The sequence below is a fragment of the Streptomyces sp. NPDC039465 genome (assembly GCF_055639315.1).
Map to the genome: position 1 here is coordinate 35,924 of NZ_JBVKAP010000014.1, position 18,524 is coordinate 54,447.

General features: G+C 69.0%; 17 protein-coding genes and 3 pseudogenes. 8 read left to right on the forward strand and 12 right to left on the reverse strand.

What is annotated here, in order from left to right:
• The first annotated feature begins 196 nt into the window (after positions 1-196).
• From ACZ7LT_RS32160 to ACZ7LT_RS32175, 4 genes are all read left to right on the forward strand, one after another.
• A complete protein-coding gene (locus tag ACZ7LT_RS32160; protein ID WP_471239638.1) occupies positions 197-1,918 on the forward strand; it encodes an outer membrane protein assembly factor BamB family protein in 1,722 nt (573 codons plus the stop codon).
• Positions 1,919-2,298: 380 nt separating this feature from the next.
• Positions 2,299-3,645 carry an alpha/beta fold hydrolase gene (locus ACZ7LT_RS32165; protein WP_471239639.1) on the forward strand — a complete coding sequence of 449 codons (1,347 nt, stop codon included), beginning with the start codon at positions 2,299-2,301 and terminating at the stop codon, positions 3,643-3,645.
• Positions 3,635-4,144 (forward strand): RNA polymerase sigma factor, encoded by a 510-nt coding sequence (locus tag ACZ7LT_RS32170; RefSeq protein ID WP_471239640.1) that lies wholly within the window; start codon positions 3,635-3,637, stop codon positions 4,142-4,144. Before ACZ7LT_RS32165 ends, ACZ7LT_RS32170 begins: the two co-directional genes overlap by 11 nt.
• Positions 4,141-4,626, forward strand: a complete 486-nt coding sequence (locus tag ACZ7LT_RS32175) for a hypothetical protein (RefSeq protein ID WP_471239641.1) — start codon at positions 4,141-4,143, stop codon at positions 4,624-4,626. Before ACZ7LT_RS32170 ends, ACZ7LT_RS32175 begins: the two co-directional genes overlap by 4 nt.
• A 523-nt stretch (positions 4,627-5,149) precedes the next feature.
• Here ACZ7LT_RS32175 and ACZ7LT_RS32180 read toward each other — a convergent pair.
• A pseudogene (locus ACZ7LT_RS32180) lies at positions 5,150-5,266 on the reverse strand (IS5/IS1182 family transposase); the annotation flags it as partial.
• Between the two features lie 27 nt (positions 5,267-5,293).
• Complete coding sequence (locus ACZ7LT_RS32185; RefSeq protein ID WP_471239642.1) at positions 5,294-5,734, reverse strand: DUF6086 family protein; 441 nt, start codon at positions 5,732-5,734, stop codon at positions 5,294-5,296.
• Positions 5,735-6,173: 439 nt separating this feature from the next.
• Here ACZ7LT_RS32185 and ACZ7LT_RS32190 point away from each other — a divergent pair, with 439 nt between their 5' ends.
• The 3 genes from ACZ7LT_RS32190 to ACZ7LT_RS32200 all read left to right on the forward strand — a co-directional run bounded on the left by ACZ7LT_RS32190 (position 6,174) and on the right by ACZ7LT_RS32200 (position 9,116).
• The gene (locus ACZ7LT_RS32190; RefSeq protein ID WP_471239706.1) at positions 6,174-7,112 is read left to right on the forward strand and encodes a LysR family transcriptional regulator; all 939 of its coding nucleotides are present in this window, start codon (positions 6,174-6,176) and stop codon (positions 7,110-7,112) included.
• Positions 7,113-7,226: 114 nt separating this feature from the next.
• The gene (locus ACZ7LT_RS32195; protein WP_471239643.1) at positions 7,227-8,444 is read left to right on the forward strand and encodes a hypothetical protein; all 1,218 of its coding nucleotides are present in this window, start codon (positions 7,227-7,229) and stop codon (positions 8,442-8,444) included.
• A gap of 51 nt (positions 8,445-8,495) precedes the next feature.
• On the forward strand, positions 8,496-9,116 hold the full coding sequence (locus ACZ7LT_RS32200) for a hypothetical protein (RefSeq protein WP_471239644.1): 621 nt from the start codon (positions 8,496-8,498) through the stop codon (positions 9,114-9,116).
• 77 nt (positions 9,117-9,193) lie between these two features.
• Here ACZ7LT_RS32200 and ACZ7LT_RS32205 read toward each other — a convergent pair.
• The 5 genes and pseudogenes from ACZ7LT_RS32205 to ACZ7LT_RS32225 form a co-directional block, all read right to left on the reverse strand.
• Positions 9,194-9,538 (reverse strand): annotated as a pseudogene (locus tag ACZ7LT_RS32205) (hypothetical protein); the annotation flags it as partial.
• A 55-nt stretch (positions 9,539-9,593) separates the two neighbouring features.
• Positions 9,594-10,040, reverse strand: a complete 447-nt coding sequence (locus ACZ7LT_RS32210; RefSeq protein WP_471239645.1) for a hypothetical protein — start codon at positions 10,038-10,040, stop codon at positions 9,594-9,596.
• A 238-nt stretch (positions 10,041-10,278) separates the two neighbouring features.
• Positions 10,279-11,127 carry a serine/threonine-protein kinase gene (locus ACZ7LT_RS32215; protein ID WP_471239646.1) on the reverse strand — a complete coding sequence of 283 codons (849 nt, stop codon included), beginning with the start codon at positions 11,125-11,127 and terminating at the stop codon, positions 10,279-10,281.
• Between the two features lie 200 nt (positions 11,128-11,327).
• Positions 11,328-11,587 (reverse strand): annotated as a pseudogene (locus ACZ7LT_RS32220) (alpha/beta fold hydrolase); the annotation flags it as partial.
• Positions 11,588-11,791: 204 nt separating this feature from the next.
• Positions 11,792-12,292 (reverse strand): hypothetical protein, encoded by a 501-nt coding sequence (locus tag ACZ7LT_RS32225; RefSeq protein ID WP_471239647.1) that lies wholly within the window; start codon positions 12,290-12,292, stop codon positions 11,792-11,794.
• A 386-nt stretch (positions 12,293-12,678) separates the two neighbouring features.
• Here ACZ7LT_RS32225 and ACZ7LT_RS32230 point away from each other — a divergent pair, with 386 nt between their 5' ends.
• A complete protein-coding gene (locus tag ACZ7LT_RS32230; RefSeq protein WP_471239648.1) occupies positions 12,679-13,332 on the forward strand; it encodes a pentapeptide repeat-containing protein in 654 nt (217 codons plus the stop codon).
• A 711-nt stretch (positions 13,333-14,043) separates the two neighbouring features.
• Here the strand turns inward: ACZ7LT_RS32230 and ACZ7LT_RS32235 are convergent.
• The 5 genes from ACZ7LT_RS32235 to ACZ7LT_RS32255 form a co-directional block, all read right to left on the reverse strand.
• Positions 14,044-14,928, reverse strand: a complete 885-nt coding sequence (locus tag ACZ7LT_RS32235; protein ID WP_471239649.1) for a RibD family protein — start codon at positions 14,926-14,928, stop codon at positions 14,044-14,046.
• Positions 14,921-15,634, reverse strand: a complete 714-nt coding sequence (gene folE / locus ACZ7LT_RS32240) for a GTP cyclohydrolase I (protein WP_471239650.1) — start codon at positions 15,632-15,634, stop codon at positions 14,921-14,923. The genes ACZ7LT_RS32235 and folE overlap by 8 nt, the downstream gene beginning before the upstream one ends.
• A gap of 249 nt (positions 15,635-15,883) precedes the next feature.
• On the reverse strand, positions 15,884-16,069 hold the full coding sequence (locus tag ACZ7LT_RS32245; protein WP_471239651.1) for a hypothetical protein: 186 nt from the start codon (positions 16,067-16,069) through the stop codon (positions 15,884-15,886).
• Positions 16,070-16,183: 114 nt separating this feature from the next.
• Entirely contained in the window at positions 16,184-16,666 is a 483-nt protein-coding gene (locus tag ACZ7LT_RS32250; protein WP_471239652.1) for a hypothetical protein, read from the reverse strand.
• On the reverse strand, positions 16,663-18,513 hold the full coding sequence (locus ACZ7LT_RS32255; RefSeq protein WP_471239653.1) for a glycoside hydrolase family 15 protein: 1,851 nt from the start codon (positions 18,511-18,513) through the stop codon (positions 16,663-16,665). Before ACZ7LT_RS32255 ends, ACZ7LT_RS32250 begins: the two co-directional genes overlap by 4 nt.
• Between the last annotated feature and the right edge of the window lie 11 nt (positions 18,514-18,524).

Consider the following 18,524-nt stretch of genomic DNA (forward strand, 5'->3'; position numbering starts at 1 on the left):
GTTCGGGGCAGCCCGAACCTGGCTGCTGCGCAGCCTGTCGGAAGCCGGCACGCGGCGTCGGCGGGTGGTGTCGGGGTGGTCTTCGGAGGCAGGGCGGCTGTGGAGCACGCGGTGGTCCTCGATGACGAGGCAGACGAAGCGCAGCGCCTGTCGGGCACGCACCACTTGCTCGTCGCACCCATGACTTGGGGCAGGCGTGAACAACGGCGAGATGTCCGGCGTCGACCTGGCCCGGGCGGCGCTGCGGGCCGGGATGGAGCGGCCCGGGACGAATGGCGGCAACTGTCTCGGACGACGTGGGAATGTCAGTGCTTGGCGACGTGTGGCGTGTCAGCGTGAGCCGAGGCTTTGGGCATGGGCCCAGGTGCCCGATGATCTCCTCGATATTGCGAAGATCGACGCTATGACTATCCCGCTCTCTGTCGACCGGATCGTCGGCGACCGTTCCTTCGCCGAGATCGGTGACCCTGTCCTAGCCGTCGCCGACGAGCGGCGTAGCCTGCTGGCCGTCGCGGGCGCGCACGAGTTCGGCGGCACTGCACCCGTCGGTGTGTACGGCACGAGTGACCTGGCCTGCCATGCCCTCGTCCGCTCGCATTACCCGGTGCACGCGATGGCTTTCCATCCCACCCTTCCGCTGCTCGCGGTCGGCACCGGCCGCTACGATGGCGGCTATTTCTTCGAAGGCCAGCTGCTCCTGCTGCACCTGGAGACGGGCACGGCCGAATCGCTCATCGAGCACTCGCTGGGCCGCCAGGTCCTGGAGTTGGAATGGCTCGACGAACAGGCATTGCGGGTGGTGATGGCGCCGCCTGACGACTGGGAGGACGAGACCGCACGTGTAGAGGGCCATGTCGCCGTGGTGCGCAGACCGGACTGGACCGCTGTGTCTGCCAAGTCCCTCACCGATCACGACCTGGCTGGTCCGCGAGTGCCCGCGCCGCGTTCTGACGGCAGCGCAGTTGCCCGCCGGATGGTCGCGGAGCTGAGCGTGGACTGGGAATTGCGCCGCAATGTCCGCGCGGTCGAGGCGCTTTCGGATGGCCGGATCCTGGCCACGCTCGACGGGGTACAGCTGGAATCCTGGCTGCCCTCAGGCGAGAGGCTGTGGATGGTTCCGGATGAGGAGGGCGGACGCGAGATCGTCGTCGCCACGGACGAAGGATCCGCGTGGGTCGGGCTCATACGCCGCCTCGGCATGCGCGACTTCGTTCCGCAGTCGGTCGTCCGGCTCTCCCTCGCTGACGGGAAACAACTCGACAGCTTCGCCCCGTCGTCGATCGTCTCGCTGGTGCGCTGTGCTGACGGTCGGCCGGCCTTGTCACCTGACGGGCGCAACGGTGCCCGCAGCCGATTTCCCGTACGCGGTGGAAGCCGCATCTACTTCCAGTCGACCCTCCGACCCCCGGGCGAAGGGAACCCCTACAAGGGAGAGCGCTGGGTCACGGCCATGGACCTGCAAGGGCCCGCGGGCGTGCGACCGGTCGAACCCTTCGATCCCTCCGTCCAGTGGCTGTTCCCGTACTCCTGGGAGCCCGACGAGACACACTTCGGCGGTCCGGGCATCGAAGCCGCGGACGGAACCCTGGTCCATGCCGGAACCGTGTACCACGGCCATGGGCTCCAGCCCGGCGGGTCGTTCGTCGTCCGGCGCGAGACGACCGACGGGCGCCCGAGGTGGGTGTTCCGTACCGACCGGAAAGCCACCGCACTGGACGCCGACGCCGCTACCGTCTACGTCGGGTACGACGATGGAGAGGTGGTCGCACTAGACCTGGCCGACGGCACCGTGCGCTGGCGGCAGCACCTCACCGTCGGCGCGGTCTCCGCCGTACCGACCGCTCTCACCGTCACGGCCACCGGCCGGATCCTGATCGGCACCAGCGACGGCCGCATCCTCGAATGCTCGGCCGCGTAGCGACCTACTTCCACGACGTAGCCGGCGCTGAACTGGGGATGCTCGACGCGACCGTCCGACGGCGACACCGTCCTGGCCGACGACGTCCAGTACAGCATCCGTGCCCTCGTCACGGTTGTGCGCGACATAGGCGCACACGGGAAGCGTTTACAGGTACGACCTGTGGGGACGTCATGTTGAACTTCGTGTAGAGCGAGCGATCGTTACGGTGCGCCCGACCGCCAAGTGCCCCGCCCGGTGTCACCGAATGCGACACCGAACCGCAACCCTGTCCCGGGTCCCCTGTTCGGTGATGATGTGATGCGGCCCACAGGGAACGTCCTCCCGGGGTGCCTCCTCCTCGGGGTGTCGGTTGTTCACCAACACTCCAGGGGGAACTTGTGATTGACATCAATGCACGACGGCGGGCCGGCCGGGCGGTCGCCGGTCTGCTCGTCGTGGACGGGCTCGCCCACGTCTACTGGGCCACCGGGCTGACCTGGCCCGCGCCCGACCAGAGGGCGCTGTCGCTCGCCGTCATCGGTGGAGTCGTGTCCTTCGCGCCGCGTGTGGTGCTGCCGCTGGCGCTGGTGTTGTTCAGCGCCGCGGCCGCCGTCCACGCCCGAGCCTACGGTCGGGGCGGGCGGCTCGCCGGACTGGTGTCCTTCGCTGTCGCCGCGGGGCTCCTGGTCCGCGGGCTGGTCGGCCTGGTGTGGGCGTTCGGCGTCGGCGACGGGGCCGGCCCGGTCTTCTACTGGCTCAATCTGCTCCTCTACACCCCGCTCTGCCTCGGCTTCGGCTGGCTGGCCGCCACCCGCCTGGTCACCCCCCGGGCCCGGAGGGCACTCGCGCTGCCGCTCGCCCTCGCCGCGCTCGTCGCGGGCACGGCGTATGCCTGGCAGCCCGCCGATGCGCCCGGCTACGCCGCGCCGCCCCAGGACCGGTACATCGAAACGCCCATCGCCCGCTTCCACTACGTCCGCCAGGGCGAGGGCGGCTCGCCGGTGGTGCTTCTCTCGCCCGGCGCGTCCTGGACCTTCGCCTGGCGCGAGCAGGTCGCTGCCCTCTCCCGGACGCACACCGTCTACGTCCTCGACCTCCCCGGTCAGGGGTTCACCGAGGTCCGTGACCAGTCCCTGACCTGGGACCTGAACGGCATGACCACGGCCATCGGCAGCTTCCTGGACGCCATGGAGATCCCCCGGGCCGCCCTGGCGGGGAACTCCTGGAGCGGCGGCTTCGCCCTCGCCTACGCCCAGCGCCACCCAGAGCGGGTGACCCGGCTCGCCCTGCTCGCGCCCTCCGGGCTCGACGAACGGGACCCCATGCTGTGGGAGGCCCTCAAGCTGCCTGTCGTCGGGGAATTGCTGACGAACCTCGGCGCGAGCCGTTCGGCCGCCGAGTCTTCCCTGCGGGGACTGTTCGTGAACCAGGACCGGATCACCGACGAACTCGTGGACACGGCCTGGGCTCCAGGCACCCGCGAGACCAACCGGCGTTCCGTCTACCGCCTGGAGCGCGGTCTGGACTGGCGCGAGACCGAGGCCGCGATGCCCGCAACCCGGCAGCCGGTGCTCGTCCTCTGGGGACGCCAGGACAGTATCCTGCCCGCCGCCCAGGCCGCTCGCTTCGGGCGGCTCCTGCCCGACGCGGAGGTGACGGTCCTGGACGGCTGCGGACACGCGCTCACTCTGGACTGCCCGGACCGGGTGAACCCGCTGATGGAAGAGTTCCTCCGTGACCACTGACCGCAGGGACCAAGGGGTGGTCCTGGCGCGGGCGGCGCGGGCCGGGAACACGCTCGCGTTGCACGAACTTCTGGACCACCTCACCCCGTACATCGCCCGGATCTGCACCCCCATCGCCCTCGCTGACGGCCCGGACGCCACCCAGGAGACCCTGCTCGCCGTGTTCCGGTCGCTGCGGTCCCTGAAGGATCCGCAGGCGCTGTACGGGTGGGTGCGGGCCATCGCCGTGCGGGAGGCGGTACGGATCGCCCAGCGGGCGGCGCGGGCCCACCCCGCCGAGCTGGCCGACGTACCCGAGCGCAGTGATCCGCAGCTCGCCGCGGACATCGACGACGTACTGGCCCGGCTCTCACCTGCCCACCGGGCCGTCCTGGTGCTGCGGGATGTGGAGGGCCTGGACGAGGAGACCGCGGCCGCGCTGCTCGGCGTCCCGGCCGGCACCGCCAAGTCCCGGCTGCACCGGGCCCGGATGAGCTTCCGAAAGGCATGGTCCTCATGACGACGCACGAGATCGACCCGGTGGAGCGGCTGCGCATCATGGCGGCCGGGGTCCGCGGCGCGCGGATCGCCGAGGAGGTGCTGCCCGCCCCGTTCGAGGAGGTGTGGGCGGTGATGGCAGACCTGGAGGGCGAGTTCGGCCGCTTCCAGCCGGACATGAGAAGGGTGCGGGTGCTGCGGGTCGCGGGAGACCGGGTTGAGGCGCTGGCCCGTAGCAAGTACGGCTTCCGCGCGCACCTGCGCGGCTTCGTCCGGCCGGGCTGGTGCTGGCTGCAGAGCCGGTTCCTGATCATCGGGATGGCGGCTGTCCCCGTGCCGGGGCCGGGCGGCGGCACCAGGGTGGCGCTGACCGGCGGTGTCCGGGTCCGCGTCCCGGGGCGGCCCCCGGCGCTCGTCCCGTTCGGCACGGCGTCCGAGCTGTCCCGCGCGATGACCTGCCTCGCGGAACGGGTGGGCGACCGGCAGACAGGCCCGGCAGCGTGACCGGGTGCCCGTCTCGCCGATCTCCGCGGACTGCCACGGAGATCCCCCCTTCTCTCTGCCCATGCGCACCGGTTGCCGGGCGGAGATGTGCCGGGCCCCGCTCGGGGCCCGGCACGCGCTACGGTCCGGCTTGCGGGGCCGTCGGGTGGCCACGGCCCGCGGCGGCCGGTGGCCCTTCTCGTCGAGTCGGGCGAGTTCGCGTTCGGAGCCGAACGGTGACGGAGCCGTAGTGGCTACCGCGGAGCTGCGGGCCGGGGGAGACGTGCGCCTAGAGCGTGTCTCTTTGATCGGGATCGTGGGCAGGCTTCACGTCAGCAGGAGCTGTGCGCCGCCTGGAGGGCCGCCCACTCTTGGACGGGGAACTGGGACCCCCAGCGCCTTCTGTACCCGTCTGTACCGTGCTCGGAGAGGAGCTCCTCAATCATGGCCATGAAGGAGCTGATGAATGCCTCTTTCGGTAGCCGACCCGCCCATACCCGTCGAGCACGCCCCGGCGGGGGACCAGCCGCCCCGGCTCACCGCCGTCCGTGAGCGGAAGGCTCCACGGCCCGCCCTTGCAAAGCGCGTCCGCATCTTCACGCCGCAGAACCGTCACCAGCTTCCCGAAGCTATGCGGGCACAACGGGCTGAGTCCAGCGATCGGTTCCCTCGTACGCGCTTGCTCTGGTCAGCGGGGCATGCTGCGCTCCAGCTCCCGTGCCTTCTCGCGCAGGCCCGCAATCCAGGCTCCGCCTTCCGCCGGGGCGGATATCCCTGTGAGGGTGGAAACCTGCACGTCTTCGAGCGGGCCGTCCGGGTTGGCTCGGAGTTGTGCCCAGTCCACCCTGATTCCGGCGCGCTCTGCGAGAACCAGCACCGTGGCGGTGAAGCCTTCGCAGAGCGCGAGCACTATGGCGTGGCTCGTTCTTCGGTGCTGCGCCAGCAGGGCGTTGACGAAGGATTCGAAGGGGGCCCGGTCGATGTGGCACTCGTCGTTCACCATCGGCCCGATGCCCGACGAGAGTTCCAGTTCCGCCTCGAAGACCGCTACTTGGCGCCGGAACATGCGGGAAACCCCATTGGATGGGTTCCACAGGGTCTCGTCGCCCATGTCGAAGTGCTGGCTCATCGCGACACCTTTCAGCTGATCACGGCAGGTCAGCGTATCCAGCCGGAGCATCACCGTCGTCGGAGTTACGTCCTGGTCGGACGCCGGACGGGGTCAGCTTTCGTGACGCGCCGCGTCGGCGGCAGGGCCGTACAACGGGCTGCGCGGCGCCACGGTCATCCAGCCCTCGGACATGCGATCGCGATGCCTACCGCGTGTCCGTACCGCTTGTGGGTGCGCGGTCGAGCGCAGCGCCGACGTCGCTGGTCTTGCCGTCGCGCACGTCGAGGGTGAGCTGGTGAGTGGCGTGTTCGGCTGGCGTCAGCTGTCCGGCTCGTACGGAGATGGACCGTACTCGGGCGCGCTGGCCGCCGCCCCACGACGAACGCCGTACGACAGGGCAGCGACCGTGCGCGATTCACCTCATCTCCCGCGTCGCGGGGGCACCCCGGCCGGAATGATGGGGGGCGTCATCGCGACAAGGAGGGCGGTCGTGGAGCTACGCCATTTCAGATATTTTGTGGCTGTCGCGGAACACCACAACTTCACCAGAGCCGCCGCGCGTCTGCATGTGTCGCAGCCGGCACTCAGTCAGCAGATCCGTGACCTGGAGCGCGAACTCGGGGTCGAGCTCCTGGTCAGGGGGCCCGGCGGCACGGTGCCCACCCCGGCGGGCGAGGTCTTCTACGAGCGCATTCGCAAGGTGCTCACGGAGGTGGACGCCGCCGCCCACGCCGCCAGGCGCGCCGCACGCGACCACCTCACTCTGCGCGTCGGGCTCGCCTTTCCCATGGCTATGGAGATCCACGTCCCAGTACTGAGCGCCTTTGCCGAGGCGTATCCGCATGTACGGCTGACCTGGCGGGAGATCGGATTCGCCGAGTGCGAGCAGCCGCTGATCACGGGGGAAGTCGACGTGGCCCTGATACGGCTGCCCGTCGACCCGGAGCTGCTGGTGTGGGAGCCGCTGGTCGAGGAACCGCACGGCCTCGCGGTTCCGGCCGGCCATCCGCTGTGGGACGCCGACCGGATTGGGCTCGCGCACGTGATCGATGAGTCATTGCCGCTGGTCCATTCGGGGGTGTGGCAACGCATGCGGGAGTACTGGCAGTTGTACTCCCACCGAAACGGCACTCCGCCGCCGTTCGTCGGTGCGTCCGCTGGAACGCCCCAAGAGGTACTGCTCTCGGTCAGGTTGAACCGGGTGGTCTGCCCGGGGCCCTACGCCGCCCGGAGCCTTCCGCTGCCGGCCGGGGTCCGGATCACGGAACTGTGCGATCTGCCTCCGGCGGTGACCGTGGTGGCCCGCCGACGTGACGACCGGCGGGAGCTGCCGCAGCAGTTCTCCGCGCTGGCGCAGCTCACCGCGCAGCAAACGGCGCAGGCGACCGGCTCATAACCCCCGCTTATCTCCCATAGGAAAGCGGACTTCGACACGGCCCGGCTCAGCCCGCCAGGCTGGTGCCCGGCTCATTCCACGTACACGAAGCGCACACAGACACAGGAGCTGCGTATGCGACCTCCACGCTGCCTCGTCCTGGCCGTCACCTCAGCGATCGTCGCGGCCCTGCTGTCCGCCCTGGGTCCCCAGGCCGCAGCCCGCCCCTACGGCCTGGTCCGTGACCCGGGCTTCGAACAGCAGAACAGTCGCACCATATCCGGGGCATGGCAGGGAGAAGGCCCTGACCACAAAGGCATCGACCTCGGTCTCGGCTACCAGAAGACCGGACGGAACAACGCCTTCATACGCACCTCCAGCCGCAAGTGGAACGCCATCAAGCAACAGGTGAACGTCAAACGCCAGACGGTGTACTACCTGACCGGCTGGGTCAGGACATCAGGAAACTTCACCAGTGGGTACTTCGGAGCACGGGGAACCGACGGCCGTACCATCGTGCAGCGGAATTTCGGCAAGGTCGTCACCAACGGCGCCTACCAGTACCTCCAGATGGCCTTCAATTCCGGCAACCACACCCAGGTCACGCTCTACGCGGGCTACAACGCCCCCGGCAGGGACTCCTGGGTCCAGATCGACGACATCGACCTCGCCGACACCGCGTACACCAACTGGGCGGGCTACGTGGTGCCGAGCAGCCCCGTCAACGCGGCACCGCGCGCCGTGACGGCGGTGTGGACCCAGCCCACCTTCACCTGTCAGGACGACCCCGCCAACCACGTCGGTGTATGGGTGGGCCTCGACGGGCTGGACACCAGCTGGACCGAGAGTCTGGTCCAGGTCGGCACGCTCGCCGCCTGCCCACGTCACGGACTCCACCCCCGCTACCCGCGGCACCAGGCCTTCTGGGAGGTCATCGACGCGGGACGCGACTCGACCGCGCAGCCGATCCCCATGGAGGTGGAGGCCGGGGACCGTATCTCGGCCTCGGTCGTACGCAGCTCCGCCGACCCCACCGCCTACATCCTCACCATCGACAACCTCACCCGGCCGGGGCAACGCCGGACCCTGACGAAGAAGGCGTCCGCGGCGCGCTCTGAGAGCGCCGAGATCATCGTGGAGCGCCCCACCGTCACGCCCTTCGGCGCAACCTGGCCCCGGGCCCTGAACATCCCGTTCTCCTACGTCACCGTCGACGGTGTGCCGCTCTCCTCATACGACGCGCTCCCCATGCGCGGCCGTCAGGACGACAAGGGCATCGTCTACGCGCCCTCCGCCGCCGTCACCGACAGCGGCGGCTACAGCAACTTCACCCTCTCCTCGCAGGCGGGCTGAACCTCGCCGGCGACACCCACCACCGGCTCGAACAGAGTGAGGGAGAACCCCATGCCGACCACCCGCACCCCCTCGATCTCCCGTCGCACCCTGCTCACCGCAGTGGCCGGAAGCGGGCTCGCGATGGCCGCCGGCGCCACCGCGAGCTTGGTGACCGCCACACCCGCCCAGGCCGCGCAGCACCTGTGGACGTGGTGTTACCAGTGCAGCCAGCTGTGGTTCTCCGGCAACGGCAGCGGCTACTGCCCCGTCGGCAGCGGCATCTTCGGCTGGGACCATGGGCACCAGAGCTCGGGCAGCGGCGACTACGTGCTCCGCTACGACACGGACCCTGGCGTCGGAGACACCAGCTGGAGGTGGTGCCGCGACTGCGCGGCTCTGTGGTCGAAGGGGTGGTCGGACAGCGGACGCACGACCTCGTACTGCCCCAACAGCAGTCAGCCGTTGCGGTGGCACAACTGGTCCGGTTCGGGCACGTACAAGATCGAAGCGCTGCCCGACGGCATCAACGGCCCCGGCGGCCAGCGGCGGTGGTTCCTGTGCATCCGGTGCTCCGGCCTCTTCTTCACCGGCAACGGCTCCGACGGCACCTGCCCCGCCGGAGGCGCCCACCGCCACTGGAAGTCACCCGAACCGCAGATCGGCTACGAGTACGTGCTCCGCCAGCTCTGAAGCTGGTCAGCCAGCACCGACGGGGGGTCGAGAACCGCCCCCTGAGCTTGCACTTCAGCACCTTCAGCTGGGTCTCGTTACGGTCGGCCCACCGCCGGTCGGTGAGGCCCAGGCCCGCGGCGCCGATGATGCCGTGCTCGCGGGCCAGGTGGTCCACCGCCTGCCGCACACCCCGCCGGGTTATGCGCTGGGCCTGCCACCTTGCCCCCGCAGCCGGCGCGCGTCGGCCTCCGCGGCCGTGACCGGCTCCAGCGCGGCCCGGCGGGAGGCGGCGTTCTTCGCTCGGTGCGGGCGGTGATGTCCGCCGCGGTGATCGGGGAGAGCTGGGCCGCCAGCGCCACCTGCCGCATCCCGGCCGGATCGGTGGCCAGCACGTCCGCGCGCCAAGAGCCGTCATGCGCGCGGACCTCCAGCTCAGCGTGAGCGCCCGCGCCCCGTGCGGCGCTGGCGAGTTCGAGCTTGAGCGGGTGGTGCGCCTCAGATGTCTGACCTGCTGTGGGCCGACCGGGCTCGGCGGGTTTTGACGTCGCGGTAGCAGTACGCCGCGACGGTCAGAACGCTCCCCACATAGATGGGCAGCGGCCCGCCCCAGGTGTCGTAGGAGCCGCTGGCGGCGATGGTGCCCCACGGCTCCCGCATCCAGTACAAGAAATCCATCACGAGGCCCACAGCGAAGACCCCCACGGCCGCGTACCCCGTCCCGCGCACCAGGCCTCTGGAGCGCGGGGTGAGTGCCGCCGTGAACACCCAGATGACCGCCACGATGACGAGGAACACGAGGAAGTTCACCCGGCCCATGGCCAAGCCGCCCACCGGGCCCGCGTCCACATCCAAGGCGCCCCAGTAATCGACCAGCGAGGCGAAGAGCAAGCACAGAACTACTGGGGGGCCGAACCGTTCCAGCGTCGCGCGGTCTTTGCCCATGGGCGGGCCGTGGAGGTGTGCCGGGGTATTCGCCGATCCGCCTGCGGCTGCGGGGAAGCGCTGCTCGCCCCGGGGTTGGAGGCCGCGGGTGGAAGCAGAGCCGTACCTGGAATCGTCGGCGGTGCGGTGGACGCGGGTGCTGACGGCGCGGTCTCGGGTGTGCGGTCGAGTTGCCGCAGTGCCTTGGAGAGGTCGGCGGCGTTCGGGTACCGCTGGGTGGGGTCCTTGTGCAGCAGGGTCAGCACGAGGTCGTCCCAGGCGGATGGGATGTCCGTGGACACTGAGCTGGGGGTGGGGGTTCCTGGGTGAGGTGTGCCGAGAGGTAGCCCACGGTGTCAGGGGCCTTGAACGGTAGCTGGCCTGTGAGCAGTTCGAAGAGCAGGCAGCCGAGCGCGTACAGGTCGCTGCGCGGTTCCGGGAAGCCGCGTGCTTGTTCGGGGGCCATGTACGGAGGCGTGCCCACGATGAAGCCGGTCTGGGTGAGCCGGTCGGCGGTCGCGTAGGGGTCGGCTGCCCGCGCGACGCCGAAATCGAGGACCTTCACGACGCCGGACGGTGTGATGAGGATGTTGGAGGGCTTGATGTCCCGGTGCATGATTCCGGCTTCGTGCGCGTCAGCAAGTGCGTCACATATCTGTGCGCCCCATTGGGCAGCGTCGGGCAGGGTGACGGCGCCGTGGCGCAGCAGCGCGTCCAGGCCCTCGCCTCGGACCAGCTCCATGACCAGGAACGGAACCCTGTTGTCCCCTGTGCCGGTCTCGCCGAGGTCGTGGATGGTCACGATGTTGGGGTGCTGCAACTGGGCGGTGATCCGCGCCTCGCGCAGGAACCTGGCCCGTGCCTCGCCGCCGCGGCTCCCGCCACCGGCTAGCAGCGAGATCACCTTGACCGCGACGGGCCGGCCCAGGGTCTCGTCCTGCGCCTCCCACACTTGCCCCATACCGCCCTCACCGAGCTGCCGCACCAACCGGTAACGGCCCCCGAGGAGCTGATCTCGCACTGCCGGCCTCCCACGAGTCGAACACCCCTGTCCCTCCCACCGACAAACCGGCACAGTGGGATCGTGGCGGTGCCGCGAACGCGACACGCCTGATACCCGGAAACCTGTCAAACGACGACGCGTTCGCCAAGAGGGCCACTCTGATCCGGATCAGCTTTCCCTCCCCGGCTGCGGAGCGGGGCGGTCGACTGCCGCGCACACAGGGCTTCCGCTCCGCCCGATGGTGGGCACGTTGAGTCCGGCGACCGCTTTGGCTTCAGACCCGATGTGCGGGCCGGATCCTGTGGGCTAGCCAGGGCCGCAGCGAGCGCATCGGCTTGTGATTCCAGCGTGTAGTCGAAGCCCGTCGGCCGGTCGCTGATGCCGTGGCCCAGCAGATCGATCAGCAGTGAACGGCGGTCGGCCAGTAGAGGATGGACCGCAACCTCCGCGAAGTAGGCCGGTGACGTGGCGCCCAACCCGTGACGTAGACCCGGGGCGGCTCCTGCCCTGGCAGCTCGATCCAGCGGATCTGGTCACCTTCCGGCGTCACAGCGGCGTTGGGCACAGTCTGCTCTGCTGCCAACAAGATCGATGGAGAGACGAGAGTAGCCATTGGATCTCGGCGTACCTCCACCGATCCCCTGACCCAGGTACCTGCACTGGTCATGGAAGTCCGACCTCGGAACAAGACACGAGTAATTGTCAAGAGTTGTGGAAACGATGAGAGTCGCTGAGGACGCCGGCCGCACTTGACCAGGGACGTGTTCGGTCAGTCGCAAATTCCGAAATGCAGAATGGCGGCCCAGTCGCTGGTGACCAACAACAAGTTGCGCCACGATATGTCGCCCGCGTGCGGGCCGCTGACGTCGCCGGAGCTTCGGACGGGCCCCAGATGTGCTTCGATGAGGTCCGCGACGCCATCGGCGAGTTCGCCTGCCTGCCGGATCTCAACGGGCGTGCGCAGGTTGGGGTCCGAGTACCTGTGGGCAGGCTGCATGAACCCTTCGGTCACCTGTCGGTGGAGAACGTCCCGCCAGGCCTGTGGTGACTCGAACGGGTCGACCGACGTTCTTACCTGGTGTCCACTGGCCCCCGCGTCGTACACGGCTTGAGCGAGACCCTTCATCCAGTCATGACCGGGTGTTGTCCCAGCCACTGGGACTACAGGGAATAGGTATATGGACGACACATGGTTGCAGTCGTCGAGCAGGTCCTCGAGCGGTTCAGCTGCGGCTGACACCGCGTCTGGAGCGTCGAGTGGGTTCAGCATGGGCGTCTGGGTCCTCTGTGCGGTTCTGCGCTTCGGCCTCAGTGTGTCAGCTGAGCACGTTCATGCTGCGAGGTCTTTGGGGCGTTCGACGAGCTGACCGCGTTCGAAGCGGGCCCCCGGCGCGGACCAGCGGGACGAAGTGGGCGCCGGTGATCGCGCGCCATCGGGGCCCAGAGGCAGCACCTCGGAGATCTTCGGCGACATGCGGCACCATGGCGGAAGGATCTCCGAGGAGAACCGCTGTCGCTCGCCCGTGGCCTCGTCCACGCGGAGGTCGTTCACGCGTCGCGCGGAAGAGCGACGCCGCGACGCCTTCCGCCGTTGCGGGTCGCGTACGCCGTAAGCTCCTTTCGCCCCGGCCGTCTTCGACGCCTGTGAGGTCCGCCATGCCCGCGCCCCGCGAACTTGCCGACCTGCCCTACGCGGGCTACCTGGAGCCGCTCCGCGGCGAGCTGGAGCGGGAGGGCGACTACGACTCCGTCCACGCCGACGGAAACGCGTTCGCGGACGTCGACGCCAGCAGCGCCCGGTTCACCGAGTCCGCGTTCTCCTCGGTGACGTTCACCGGGGGCCGCATGCGGCGGGCCCGGCTCAACGACGTGTGGCTGCACACCGTCCGCTGGGTCGGCACCGACCTGGCTGAGTCGAACTGGCTGGACGTGGAGATCATCGCGAGTGCCCTGGCGGGCGTGGAGGTCTTCAGCGCGGAGCTGCGCCGGGTGACCTTCTTCAACTGCAAGTTCGACTCGGTGAACCTGCGCACCACCACACTGCAGGACGTGGCGTTCGCGGACTGCCTGATGCGGGACGTCGACTTCGGTGGCGCGACGCTGAATGGTGTCACCTTCCCCGGCTCGACGCTGGACGGGGTGCGGTTCGGCAAGGCGCAGATGAAGAAGGTCGACCTGCGCGGCGCTGTGGCGCTGGGGATCGCAGACGGGATCGACGCGTTGAAGGGCGCCACTATCAGCAGTACGCAGCTTCTGGACCTCGCGCCGGCGTTCGCCCAGGCGCTCGGCGTCACCGTCAAGGACCGCTGACCAGCTGGTGCCCGCCCTCACGCGTCCTCCATCAGGGAGTGGACTGCGGCGAGGACGCGGTCGGTGTCGGGGCAGGTAGTGCTCTCCCAGCTGGGGCGCGGGGTAGGGGGCGTCCAGGCTGGTGACGCGACGGATCGGTGCTTCGAGGTGGTAGAAGCAGGCTTCGGTGAGCCGGGCGGCGAGTTCGGCGCCGTAGCCGCCGAATCCGGCCGCCTCTCGCTCACGGCTTGTTCGCCCTCATGAGTCGGTCCAGGGTCCGCCTGCCCCGGGCGGTGACCTCTGGGGCGTCGTTGTCCGGGCCCCAGGCCAGGCAGTTGACCGCGTCCAGCGCGGTGAGGCATCGGAGCGCGTGCCGCTCGGCGTCGGTGGGTGAGCGTCCGTACGACTGGAGGAACGCGTTCTCGCGATCGGGGTGGTCGAGCCGTTGGGTGACCGTGAGGACGATGAGGTCTTGGACGCGGGCGGCCGACCGGGTTCGCTTTGTTTCTGCAGAGGTCGCGTCCCCCGCAGGTGGTGTCTCATTGGCTGATGGCCACGGACATGGTTCGTGTCGCGTTGCAGCAGCGCATCGTGTTGTCATCCCGGTCCGAATCTGTGAGGCAGGACACATTACCGGGCTCGCCGGTGGAGCCTCGTGCCTTGCTGAACCACCGTCGACGAACGGCCCTCGTCGGCATGCAGTCAGACGGGCGGCGTCGCACCTCGGCCGGGTCAATTGGCCAGTGGCGGGCCGCCGCGGGGCATCCGAAGTCGGTAGCGCAGGAACAGGTATGAGCCGCGTCGGCGGGCGCTGATCAGGTCCGTCCATGCTGGCCGGTTCGGCAGCAGTTCGAGTCCGGAGACGACTCCGGGTCGGGGTGTACCAGCCCGGCCGGCCAGCACTGGGGACGTCGTGAGGAACAGCTCATCCAGCAGGCCCTCGCCGAGGAGGTGACCGATGAGCTGGGGCCCACCCTCGGTAAGCACTGTGGTTTGTCCCTGGGCGCGGAGAGCACCGAGGACGTCGGCCATACGGAGGGTGGATCCTTCGACCGCTGTGAGTACCGCGCAGGTTCGCGGCAGGCGTCCCTCCAGTCGGCGGGCGCCGTCCGCAGTGGTGGCCACGAGCGCGCCCGACTGCAGTGCTGGGTGCTCGGTGGGCACATCACCGCTCGCTGTGACCACAACGAGTTGCGGTTGAGTGGCGCGTCTCAAGCTACGTCGTAGCTCAGCGAAATCGGAGGCGGCCTGCGAACAGACGTGGTCGGGTGTCCACCGATGGCGGGGTGTGGCTCGGAGTGTGCCGGCCCCGATGAGCACGGCGTCGGCGCAGGCCCGCAGCAGTCCCATGACGAAACGGTCCGCGGGTTCACGCCCGCTGATCGCCGAGCCGGAGGAGGGGTATTCGGGGCCGAGGGCGACCACTCCGTCGATGGACGCAACGAAGTTCGCGTACACGCACGGTGGGGTGAAGCCTAGATCGCCGCCGTACGCCGTGGCGAGCGTCGCAGGCAGACCGAAGCAGGGCTGCCCTGCCTCCTCGTAAAGCAGTTCCAGGGGTCCCAACGAACCTGTTTGTGTTCCGCTGGCCGTGTGTGCGGTGCTGTACTCAGCCATGTCCGGCCAGGCCGCGTTGGCCGCACAACGTGAAGAATTCGCCCCGCAGTTGCGGATCCTCTTCGTAGGTACCACGCCAGTGGGTGGTGCGGGTACTGGATTCGATCTCCCGTACTCCGCGCATCTGCGTGCACAGATGCACCGCTTCCAAATGGACTGCGACGCCGTGCGGCAGCATGATTTGCTGCAAGGATTCGGCGAGTTGGTGGCCGATGCGTTCTTGCACCGAGAAGCGGCGGGCGAACAGCCGTACCAACCTGGTCAACTTGGACAGTCCAAGGATGTGCTCGTGTGCGATGTAGCCGACATACGCTTTGCCGAAGAACGGCAAAGCGTGATGCTCACAGAGGGCGAAGAACGGGATCGGTCCTTCGACGATCTGGCTGATCCGGCAGTCCGACCCGCCGTGGCATTCGGTTTCGAACGCGGTGACCAGCTTTTCGTCGCCTTCGTACCCACTCGTGGCGTCGAAGAGGGCACGCAGAAAGCGGCGGGGTGTGTCGGCCGTGGCCTCTGACCCGACGGCCAGGCCCAGCGCCTCGAAGATCTCCTTGAGGTGGCCCTCGAACCGCTGCCAATCCTCGGGGGTGATCTGCCGAGGAGACACGGCCGCCCACTCGATCTCGTCTGTGACGGGTACGAGGCTCTCACCGACCAGCCCTGCGACAGGCGGGGGACCGTTCCACTGCGGCAGTTGATCATTCATGAGCAGCCTCAAGAAGCGATGAACGTCTCGCTGGAGTTGGTCACATCCATTGTCGACTGATTTCTGCATGCGCGCTGCGCGAGAACACGATGCCCCCTATGCCAGTGCAGCGAGGCGGCGAGCCCATCCCGGTGCCAGGGCCAGATGCGGTCGACCAGCACTCTGGCGCCGTGCCGGAGCCTCGTAGACCCGGCGGACATGCACCGTCTTCTTGCGGTCCATGCGACCCCCTCGCCACTGAACAGTCCGCTACGCGTAGTAACGGGCGATGATCTCGAGCCGGACCACTTCGTCCGGGCCCGGGTAGGCGACCAGGCGGTCGGACCGGGCGCGTAGTACACGCTCGCACTGCTGGAAGTCGTCGGGGCCGTCCGCTGTCCAGATCACGTACTGCGCGCCGACGTGGCCTACTGGGTGGGAGGCGTTCGGTCCCACGGAGCGTAGGTATACCTGGAAAGTGCGGCTGGTCCCGCTTTCCACGCTACCCGGCTCGCGTCGTGCCCGCCGGACCGCGCGGCAGACCCCTGCCCGATGCAGGCCGGGAGGCGTTCAGCCTGGCCAGGTGAGGAAGCCTCCAATGATGGTGCCGTAGGCGAGGTGTGCAGCGAGGGTGACGGTGGGAGTGCCAGGGCCGTAGTTGAGCATGAGGAAGCCGGGTGGTTCGAGCAGCGCGACGTGGGGGGCGCTGGTTTCGGGTGTGCCCATGCGGGGGTGGATGAGGGGCAGCAGGATGTTCACCAGGGCGGTGGCGGCGAACAGGCCGTGGACGAGGCCGAAGAGACAGCCCAGCCACCAGCTGCTGTAGCCGATGGCGGCGAAGACCGCGTAGTAGATCAGGGCGAAGATCTGGCCGTTGATGAAGTGTGCGCCGTAGCCGTATGCCTTGGCGCGGGTGCGGTTGCTGGTGAAGGCGGTGCCGAGCAGGAAGGGCAGGTCGATGCGGGTGAGGTTGAGGGCGTTGGCTGCGCGCAGGCCCGTCGTCAGGACCAGGGTGCCGGCGAATCCGCCCGCCAGAGCGGCCCAGATGCTCATCGTGTGGCCTCCTCGATGGCGCAGGCGGCGCTGATCAGGGCCAGGTGGGACAGGCCCTGGGGCAGGTTTCCGAGGAAATCGCCGGTGGTGGGGTCGATCTCCTCGCTGTAGAGGCCCACGTCGTTGGCGAGAGCCACGAGCTGGTCCATGAGGGGCACCGCTTCGTCTGTGCGGCCGCAGCGGGCGAGGGCTTCGGCAAGCCAGAAGGAGCAGGCGAGGAAGGCGCCCTCGCCGCCGGGGACGCCGTCGGCGCCGAGGTAGCGGGCGACGTAGGGGCCGGTCTGCAGGGTCTGTTGGATGGCGGCGACGGTTGCGTGCATGCGGGGGTCGTTGGGCGGCAGGTAGCCGTGGAGCAGTCCGAGGAGGAGACCTGCGTCCATGTCGTCGCTGTCGGCGGAGCGTACGTAGCTGTTGCGGTGCGGGCTGAAGCAGCGGGTGTCGACGAATTCGGCGATGGCTTGTCGTTCGCGCCGCCACCGGGGCGCGTGGCGGTCGGGGATGAGGTGGCGGGCGGCGAGGTCGAGGGCGCGGTCAAGGGTGATCCAGCACATCATCTTGGACTGGGTGAAGTGCTTGGGTGTGCTGCGGACCTCCCAGATGCCCGCGTCCGGCAGCTGCCATGTGGTGCAGATGAAGTCGGCGGTCTGGGCCAGTCGGTGGGCGATGTCGGCGTCGAGCCGGTGGCCTGCTGTGGTGTGGAGCCAGGCGGTCTGCAGCAGTTCCCCGTAGGTGTCGAGCTGAAGCTGACCGGCGGCAGCGTTGCCAACCCGCACGGGCGCCGAGCCTCGGTAGCCCGACAGGGGCAGGGCCTGCTCGGATGCGCGGGTGCCGCCGTTGAGGCGATACAGCACATGCAGGCGGGGATGGGTGAGCTGGGAGGCGTGCATGAGCCACCAGAAGTAACTGGTGGCCTCTGGCGCACAGCCCAGTTGCAGGAAGGCGTCCACGGTGAAGGCGGAGTCCCTGATCCAGCTGAAGCGGTAGTCCCAGTTGCGTTCCCCACCCACCTCCTCGGGCAGGGAGGTGGTCGCGGCCGCGGCGACCGCGCCCGAGGGGGCGAACACCAGTAGTTTGAGGGCGAGGGCGCTGCGCAAGACTGGCTCGCGCCATGGTCCGGTATAGGTGCGGTCCGCGCTCCATTGGCGCCAGGTGGCGGTGGTGTGGTCCAGGCGGGCCTCGCACTCTGTACGGGTGGGCAGGACCAGCGGTTCTTGGTGTGCGTACGCCAGCGTGATGACGGCTGGGGTACCGGCCTCGCTCCGGAAGCTGGATGCGACGGCATCGCCGGTGAGCTGCGGCTTCCCCGCGTTCCAGGCGCAAACCGCGACGGCATCGGGGCCGGATGTGGCCACCGGGACGCCGGCACGGTGCGTCAGGTGCGGTGCCCGGGTGCCGTAGCCGAAGCGCGGCTCGACGCTCCAGCGCATGGGGACACTGCCGGCGAGGCCCTCGACCCGCCGGACCAGTTCCCGTCCGGGCGCCAGGGAAGTGTCGTCGGGGAGGGACAGCGCGTCGGTCAGCCGGACCGTACCGTGCGCGGTGGTGAACGTCGTCTCCAGCACATTGGTGCCGGGCAGGTAGCGGCGGCTCGCGGTGTACGGCACGTCGGGCTGGAGAAGGAACCGGCCGCCGCGCACGGGGTCGAGCACGGCGGCGAACAAGCTCGGCGAGTCCAGGTCCGGCCACGCCAGCCAGTCCACCGAACCGTCGCGGGCGATGAGCGCGGCGCAGCGCCCGTCCCCGATCACCGCATAGTCCCGCAGCTGCGCATACCCCTCCGTCCGCACCGGCTGCGCCGCATCCGCGGCCTGGGATGTAAGGCCGGATGCGGGAGGCGTGGCCGTCACCTTCACACCAC

Excerpts from the sequence above, each read along its gene's own strand:
- ACZ7LT_RS32185 (WP_471239642.1), bottom strand. The coding sequence starts at position 5,734 with ATGAGCCAGCACTTCGACATGGGCGACGAGACCCTGTGGAACCCATCC.
- ACZ7LT_RS32230 (WP_471239648.1), top strand. The coding sequence starts at position 12,679 with ATGCCCGCGCCCCGCGAACTTGCCGACCTGCCCTACGCGGGCTACCTG.
- ACZ7LT_RS32235 (WP_471239649.1), bottom strand. The coding sequence starts at position 14,928 with ATGGCTGAGTACAGCACCGCACACACGGCCAGCGGAACACAAACAGGT.
- ACZ7LT_RS32225 (WP_471239647.1), bottom strand. The coding sequence starts at position 12,292 with ATGCTGAACCCACTCGACGCTCCAGACGCGGTGTCAGCCGCAGCTGAA.
- folE (WP_471239650.1), bottom strand. The coding sequence starts at position 15,634 with ATGAATGATCAACTGCCGCAGTGGAACGGTCCCCCGCCTGTCGCAGGG.
- ACZ7LT_RS32190 (WP_471239706.1), top strand. The coding sequence starts at position 6,174 with ATGGGGGGCGTCATCGCGACAAGGAGGGCGGTCGTGGAGCTACGCCAT.
- ACZ7LT_RS32210 (WP_471239645.1), bottom strand. The coding sequence starts at position 10,040 with ATGGGCAAAGACCGCGCGACGCTGGAACGGTTCGGCCCCCCAGTAGTT.
- ACZ7LT_RS32200 (WP_471239644.1), top strand. The coding sequence starts at position 8,496 with ATGCCGACCACCCGCACCCCCTCGATCTCCCGTCGCACCCTGCTCACC.
- ACZ7LT_RS32250 (WP_471239652.1), bottom strand. The coding sequence starts at position 16,666 with ATGAGCATCTGGGCCGCTCTGGCGGGCGGATTCGCCGGCACCCTGGTC.
- ACZ7LT_RS32175 (WP_471239641.1), top strand. The coding sequence starts at position 4,141 with ATGACGACGCACGAGATCGACCCGGTGGAGCGGCTGCGCATCATGGCG.
- ACZ7LT_RS32195 (WP_471239643.1), top strand. The coding sequence starts at position 7,227 with ATGCGACCTCCACGCTGCCTCGTCCTGGCCGTCACCTCAGCGATCGTC.